7 protein-coding genes are annotated in these 6842 nt (G+C 72.2%); 1 reads left to right on the top strand and 6 read right to left on the bottom strand.

Annotation, left to right across the window (positions count from 1 at the left end; genetic code table 11):
- The 4 genes from AC2VNT_RS03375 to AC2VNT_RS03360 all read right to left on the bottom strand — a co-directional run.
- Nucleotides 1–962, bottom strand: a 962-nt coding sequence (locus tag AC2VNT_RS03375) for an IMP dehydrogenase (protein ID WP_486945513.1), incomplete at its 3' end; no start/stop codon positions are given.
- A 62-nt stretch (nt 963–1024) separates the two neighbouring features.
- Nucleotides 1025–2479 (bottom strand): NADP-dependent phosphogluconate dehydrogenase, encoded by a 1455-nt coding sequence (gene gndA, locus AC2VNT_RS03370; protein WP_486945515.1) that lies wholly within the window; start codon nt 2477–2479, stop codon nt 1025–1027.
- A gap of 72 nt (nt 2480–2551) precedes the next feature.
- Complete coding sequence (locus AC2VNT_RS03365; RefSeq protein WP_486945512.1) at nt 2552–3502, bottom strand: M56 family metallopeptidase; 951 nt, start codon at nt 3500–3502, stop codon at nt 2552–2554.
- A 14-nt stretch (nt 3503–3516) separates the two neighbouring features.
- Nucleotides 3517–3930 carry a BlaI/MecI/CopY family transcriptional regulator gene (locus AC2VNT_RS03360; RefSeq protein ID WP_486945511.1) on the bottom strand — a complete coding sequence of 138 codons (414 nt, stop codon included), beginning with the start codon at nt 3928–3930 and terminating at the stop codon, nt 3517–3519.
- Nucleotides 3931–4132: 202 nt separating this feature from the next.
- Here AC2VNT_RS03360 and AC2VNT_RS03355 point away from each other — a divergent pair, with 202 nt between their 5' ends.
- On the top strand, nt 4133–4567 hold the full coding sequence (locus tag AC2VNT_RS03355) for a PaaI family thioesterase (protein WP_486945510.1): 435 nt from the start codon (nt 4133–4135) through the stop codon (nt 4565–4567).
- A 9-nt stretch (nt 4568–4576) separates the two neighbouring features.
- On the opposite strand, the gene AC2VNT_RS03350 is transcribed toward AC2VNT_RS03355, so the two are convergent.
- Together AC2VNT_RS03350 and AC2VNT_RS03345 are read right to left on the bottom strand one after the other, a co-directional pair.
- On the bottom strand, nt 4577–5971 hold the full coding sequence (locus AC2VNT_RS03350) for an NAD(P)/FAD-dependent oxidoreductase (protein ID WP_486945509.1): 1395 nt from the start codon (nt 5969–5971) through the stop codon (nt 4577–4579).
- A gap of 125 nt (nt 5972–6096) precedes the next feature.
- A complete protein-coding gene (locus AC2VNT_RS03345) occupies nt 6097–6765 on the bottom strand; it encodes an SDR family oxidoreductase (protein WP_486945514.1) in 669 nt (222 codons plus the stop codon).
- Nucleotides 6766–6842: the final 77 nt, after the last annotated feature.

The following is a 6842-nucleotide window of genomic DNA, read 5'->3' as shown; positions in this document are numbered from 1 at the left end:
CAGTCCAGCACGGCGGAGAACTGCGGCCGGCCCACCCCGGTCATCATCCGGGTGGTGCACATCGCGCCCGGGCCCACACCGACCTTGACGATCCCGGCGCCCGCCTCGATCAGGTCCCGGGTGCCCTCCGGTGACACCACGTTGCCGGCGACCAGCGGCACCCCGGTCCGCAGCGCCGCGACGGCCCGGATCGCGGCCAATGCCTTGCCCTGGTGGCCGTGCGCGGTGTCGATCACCAGCAGGTCCGCCCCGGCGTCGACCAGGGCGGCGGCCTTGGCGGCGACGTCGCCGGTGATCCCGACGGCGGCCGCTATCCGCAGCCGTCCGTCGGCGTCCACCGCTGGCCGGTAGATCCCGGCCCGGACCGCTCCGGTGCGGGTCAGCACGCCGCTTAAGGTGCCGTCCGGGTTGGTCAGCACCGCGACGTCGATCGGGTGGTTCTCCAGCAGGTCGAAGACCTTGCGCGGATCGGTGCCGGCCGGAGCGCTGACCAGGTCGGGGATCGCGACGTCACGCACCCGGGTGAACCGGTCCACGCCCTCGCAGCAGGTCTTGGTCACCAGCCCCACCGGGCGGTCGTCGCGCAGCACCACCGCCGCCCCGTGCGCCCGCTTGTGGATCAGCGCGACGGCATCCGACACCGAGTCGTCGGGGGAGAGCGTCACCGGGGTGTCGGCCACCAGGTCGCGGCTCTTGACGAACTCGACGCTGCGGCGGACCGCGTCGACCGGCAGATCCTGCGGCAGCACCACGACGCCGCCGCGCCGGGCCACCGTCTCGGCCATCCGCCGGCCGGCGACCGCGGTCAGGTTGGCCACCACCACCGGGATGGTGGTGCCGGAGCCGTCGGCGGTGGACAGGTCGACGTCCAGCCGCGACTCGACGTCGGATCGGCCGGGGACGATGAAGACGTCGCTGTAGGTGAGGTCATACCCGGGTTGGTGGCCGTCTAGGAATCTCATGGCTACCGCATTATCTCGGATTCGGGCCCGTTTTGCCGTCGGGCGGCCAGCGCGCGGCGGCTCTAGACCGGCACCTCCCCGCGATCACCGCTCCACCGGGTGTGGAACGCGCCGGGCGTGTCGACCCGGCCGTAGCTGTGCGCGCCGAAGTAGTCGCGCTGCGCCTGGGTGAGCGCGGCCGGCAGCCGTTCCGCCCGCAGGCCGTCGTAGTAGGCCAGCGCGGAGGAGAAGCCGGGCGCCGGGATGCCCAGGGTGACCGCGGTGGCCACCACCCGGCGCCAGCTGTCCACGCCGGCCTGCACCGCGCTGCGGAAGTACGGCGCGGCCAGCAGGCTGGCCAGATCCGGCTCGGCGTCGAACGCCTCCTTGATCCGGTTGAGGAAGGTGGCCCGGATGATGCACCCGCCGCGCCAGATCGTCGCCAGGTCGCCGGGGGTGATGTCCCAGCCGTATTCGGCGCTGCCGGCCTGAATCTGGTTGAAGCCCTGCGAGTAGGCGACGATCTTGGAGGCGTACAGCGCCCGACGGACGTCGTCGATGAAGGCATCCGGGTCGGCGGGCCGCTCGGCCAGCCGGCCGGACGCGAAGCCGGCGGCGACGCTGCGCTGGGCGACCGACCCGGAGAGCGCGCGGGCGAAGACCGCTTCGGCGATGCCGGTCACCGGCACGCCCAGGTCGAGCGCCGACTTGACCGTCCAGCGGCCGGTGCCCTTCTGTTCGGCGCGATCGAGGATGACGTCGACCAGCGGCTTGCCGGTCGTGGCGTCGGTCTGGCGCAGCACCTCGGCGGTGATCTCCACCAGGTAGCTGTCCAGCTCGCCGGTGTTCCAGTCGGCGAAGACGTCGGCGATCCGCGGTGCGGGGAGGCCGAGGCCGTCGCGGAGCAGCTGGTAGGCCTCGCCGATCAGCTGCATGTCGGCGTACTCGATGCCGTTGTGCACCATCTTGACGAAGTGCCCGGACCCGTCCGGGCCGATGTGCGTGCAGCACGGCACCCCGTCGACGTGCGCGGAGATCTCCTCCAGCAGCGGGCCCAGCGAGGCGTACGACTCGGCCGGTCCGCCCGGCATGATCGCCGGCCCGTTCAGCGCGCCTTCCTCGCCGCCGGAGATGCCGGCGCCGACGAAGTGCAGCCCGCGCTCGGTCATCGCCTTCTCCCGCCGAATGGTGTCGGTGTAGAGCGCGTTGCCGCCGTCGATGATGATGTCGCCGGGCTCCATCGCGTCGGCCAGTTCGCCGATCACCGCGTCGGTGGCGTCGCCGGCTTTCACCATGATCAGCACCCGGCGCGGCTTCTTAAGCGAGGCAATGAATTCCGCGATCGACGCGGTGCGCACGAAGCTGCCCTCGGTGCCGTGGTCGGCCACCAGCGCATCGGTCTTGGCGATCGACCGGTTGTGCAGCGCCACGGTGTACCCGTGTCGGGCGAAGTTGCGGGCGATGTTGGAACCCATCACGGCCAGGCCGGTCACCCCGATGTCGGCGGTGCCACCGCCGCTGCCGCTGTTGTGGGCCATGGTCATCTGTTCGCCTCCGGGGTCGTCGGTCGGTGGTCGGCTGGCCGGTGCGGCCGGCGGGTGCGCGCTCGGCTAGCCGGCGAGCAACCGGTGCAGTTCGGTCAGCCAGGGTAACGCCAGGCCGACGGTGGGCATCGTCAGCACCGCCGCCGCGGCGGCATAGGCGGTGGCCGCCAGCGTCCGGCTGTTGCCGGGCTGGGCGAGCCGGCGCACCCGGAGCACGGTGCTGGGGCCACCGATCGCCAACGCCCCGGTGGGTGCGCGGCCGCCGGCGCAGGTCACCAGCGCGCGGGCCAGCGGAGTGGGACCCGTCGCCCGGACCGCGGCGTCGTCGGCCAGCAGTTCGACCAGCAGCCGCACCGCGCCGAGTGCGCTGGCGCTGCGGACGAAGCGGGGGAAGGCGGTGTGCAGCGCGACGAACGCTTCGAGCACCAGATCGTGCCGGGCCCGCAGGTGTGCCCGCTCGTGGCCCAGGACGGCGCTGATTTCGTCGTCGGCCAAGGCCGTCAACGTTCCCGCGCTCAGCACGACCCGGCTGCGCATCCCCGGCAGGCAGTACGCCAAGGGCTGGGGGACCGCCAGGATTCGCAGCCCGTCGGCTCGGCCGCTCTCCGGGGACCCCGCCGGTGCCGGTGCGATGTCGAGCAGATCGACCAGGGTGCGGTGTCGGGCCCGGCGCTGCCGGGTGCCGACCGCGACCTGGACCACCGCCACGGCGAGTCGGATGCCGACCAGGACGGTGAGCGCGAACGTGGCCGTGTACGTGGTCCACAGCGGCCAGCCCAGCCGGGTGCAGTCGCCGAGCAGCGTCGCGGCGGGCCGGCCGTCGGGGCCGGGCATCAGCAGCCGGCTGGCGATCGCGATCCCGACGCTGAACGTCGACAACACCGCGGCCGCGGCGATCGCCTGCCAGAGGACCACCGCGGCCCGCGGTGCCCGCAACGGCCACTGGGCCCGCGCCAGCAGCGCCGGCACCGGGCCGACGAGCAGCACCGCGACGACGGTGAAGGCCAGGGCGAACACGGTGCCAGTCTCTCTCAGGCGGTGGGCCGACCGGTAGCGGGTCGGCTGCTGCGGTGGCTCTCCAGGTCGTCGAGCGCCCGGCGCAGCGCCTCGGCCTCGTCGGCGCCGACCCGTTCGACGAAGCTGACCAGCGCCGCCTGCCGTCCGCCCGGGTCGGCGGCCTGGGCCAGGGCGTCCACCATCAGGGCGGCCACCAACTCGTCACGGGTGCGCACCGGGGTGTAGCGGTGTGCCCGGTCGTCGCGTAGCTGCACGACCAGATTCTTCTTGGCCAGCCGCTGCAGCACGGTCATCACCGTCGTGTACGCCAGGTCGCGGTGCGCCGAGAGCGCTTCGTGGACCTGACGCACCGTCTGCGGCCCCGGCGAGCCCCACAGCTGGTCCATCACGGCCCGCTCCAAGTCGCCCAAGTGGGTCAGTCTCGCCATGCCGAACTCCCCGCCTGCCTCAGCGCTGCCGTCGCCCGTCCACCTCGCGAGCCGGCACCAGCCTACCCGGTCCACTACAGCTGGTCGTATGACGGTTGCCGGGTCCGGCCGAGCCGCACCGCGCGCCGCCCGGCGGCGGCGACGTCGACTGCGCGGTCGGTGCCGGCGCCGGCGATTTCGCCGGTGGTGTAGACACGACACCGTGGCCGACCCGATCGCGCCGCCGAGTCTCGGCGCGCCCTTCGACAGCTCGCCGTTCGACAACGAGATCGGGCTGGTCCTCACCGAACTGGGTCCCGACGGCGCCCGCGCGCAGCTGGACATTCAGCCCAAACTGCTTCAGCCGCACGGGATCGTGCACGGCGGGGTGTACTGCTCGATCGTGGAGAGCATCGCCAGCATCTCGGCCTACCTGTGGCTGAATCGGCCGGACGGCGGCACCGGCGGTGCGGTGGTCGGGGTCAACAACAGCACCGACTTTCTGCGCGCCGTCTCCGCCGGCACCGTGCACGCGGTGTCGACCCCGATTCACCGGGGCCGCAGTCAGCAGCTGTGGCTGGTGGTGATCACCGACGACGCCGGCCGTGACGTCGCCCGCGGTCAGGTCCGGTTGCAGAACCTTCACCCGCGCGGCTGACCGGACCGGCTAACTCACCGCTTTCTCGGCGGCGCCGCGCTGCGCCTCGGATGCCAGCACCTCGAGCTGTTCCAGCCGGGTCCGGGCGAACGCCTGCTGCTCGGTGATGGTCAGCTGGGTGCGCCGGTTGCTGACGAAGGTTCCGGCCCAGGACACCAGGGTGAGGATCTTGGTCCGGAAACCGATCAGGTAGGCCAAGTGCAGCACCAGCCAGGCCAGCCAGGCGACGAAGCCGCCGAACTCCACCGGGCCGATCTTGGCCACCGCGGAGTAGCGCGACACCGTGGCCATCGACCCCTTGTCCAGGTACTGGAACGGGGTGCGGTCGGCCGGGTCGGCCCCGTCGAGCTCGGCCCGAATGGTGCGCGCCGCGTATTTTCCACCCTGGATGGCGCCCTGGGCCACCCCGGGCACGCCGTCCACCGCCGCCATGTCGCCGACGACGAAGACGTTCGGGTGGCCGGGCACCGAGAGGTCGGGCAGCACCTTCACCCGGCCGGCGCGGTCCAGCTCGACCGCCGACTGCCCGGCCAGATCCCGGCCGAGCGGGCTCGCCGAAACCCCCGCCGACCACACCTTGCACTGCGACTCGATGCGCCGGACGGTGCCGTCGGCGTCCTTGACCGTCAGGCCGTTGCGGTCGACGTCGGTGACCATCGCGCCGAGCTGGATCTCGACGCCCAGCTTCTGCAGCCGCTCGGCGGCCTTGCGGCCCAGCTTCTCGCCCATCGGCGGCAGCACGGCGGGGGCGGCGTCGAGCAGGATCACCCGCGCATTGGTCGAGTCGATGTGCCGGTAGGCGCCCTTGAAGGTGTAGGCGGCCAGTTCGGCGATCTGTCCGGCCATCTCCACCCCGGTCGGTCCGGCGCCGACGACGGTGAAGGTGAGCAGCTTCTTGCGCCGCTCGGGGTCGCTGGAGCGCTCCGCCTGCTCGAACGCGCTCAGGATGCGGCCGCGCAGCTCCAGCGCGTCGTCGATCGACTTCATGCCGGGGGCGAATTCGGCGAACTGGTCGTTGCCGAAGTAGGACTGGCCGGCCCCGGCGGCGATGATCAGGCTGTCGTACCGGGTCTGGTAGGTGTGCCCGAGCAGCTCCGAGGTGACGCACCGGCCGGCCAGGTCGATCCGGGTGACGTCGCCGAGCAGCACCTGGGCGTTGCGCTGCCGGCGCAGCACCACCCGGGTCGGCGGGGCGATCGCCCCCTCCGAGATGATCCCGGTGGCGACTTGGTACAGCATCGGCTGGAACAGGTGGTGGGTGGTGCGGGCGATCAGCTTGACGTCGACGTCGGCCCGCTTCAGCTTCTTGGCGGCGTTGAGCCCGCCGAATCCGGAGCCGATGACGACTACTTGGTGGCGGCGGTTTTGCGGATCCTGCGCAGCGGTCTGGGGTTGGGCGCTCATGGGACTGGATTGCTCCTTGACGACGACTGCGTTCACCAATACGCTAGCCGACCCAAATCCGGGCCCCCGCATCCGGCCGCTGTGTGATTAGCCACTTCACGGCGGCCATGACCAGGCCGGTCGGCTCAGCCGAAGTGTGCCAGGGCCCCGTGGCTCACGTGCAGGGTCTGGCCGGTGATGTGCCGGGCGGCCGGCGTGGTCAGAAACAGCGCCAGCCGGGCGATCTCGGCGCTGACCGGCGGGGCGGCGCTGGTCAACCCGTCGTAGCCGGGGGTGCTGCCGCTGCCGGTCGCGACGACGTTCACGGTGATCCCGCGGGTGCCGAACACGACGGCCTGGGCCGCCGTCCAGTCGGCCAGCGCGGCCTTGGCGGCGGCGCCGCTGCCGTCGTGAGCGGGCTCGGGCACCACCGACACGATCGACCCGCCGGCCTTCAGGTGGTCGCCGACGGCCTGCACGGTCAGCACGGCGGAGAGCACGGTGGTGTCGAAGGCGTTGCGCCAGACCGCCGCCAGCTCCGGCAGCGGGCAGCTGCGCGGGTCACCCGGGAGCGGTCGCGGCACCGGGATGTGCACGATGGCGTCCAGGTGATGCGGGAAGAGTTCGCGCGCGGCGGCCAGCGCAGCCGGGTCGGTGCCGTCGCAGACGACGGCTTCGGCGTCGAACCTCCCGGCGGTCGCCGTCAACTCCGCGGAGTTCACCCCGGTCAGCGTGACGGCGTGGCCGGCGTCCCGGAACGTTTCGGCGATCGCGCGCCCCAACTCGGTGTCGCCGCCGGTGACCAGCACTTCCATCGCCCAGACCTCCTGTTCGGATGGTATGTTACTGGACAGTAGCCGCAGATCGGGACTCGGCACCGACACGATCCGGC

This window comes from Mycobacterium sp. TH-M15, assembly GCF_057473705.1.
Note: the sequence above shows the minus strand (reverse complement) of the source record. Positions and strands in the feature narration are given on the sequence as shown.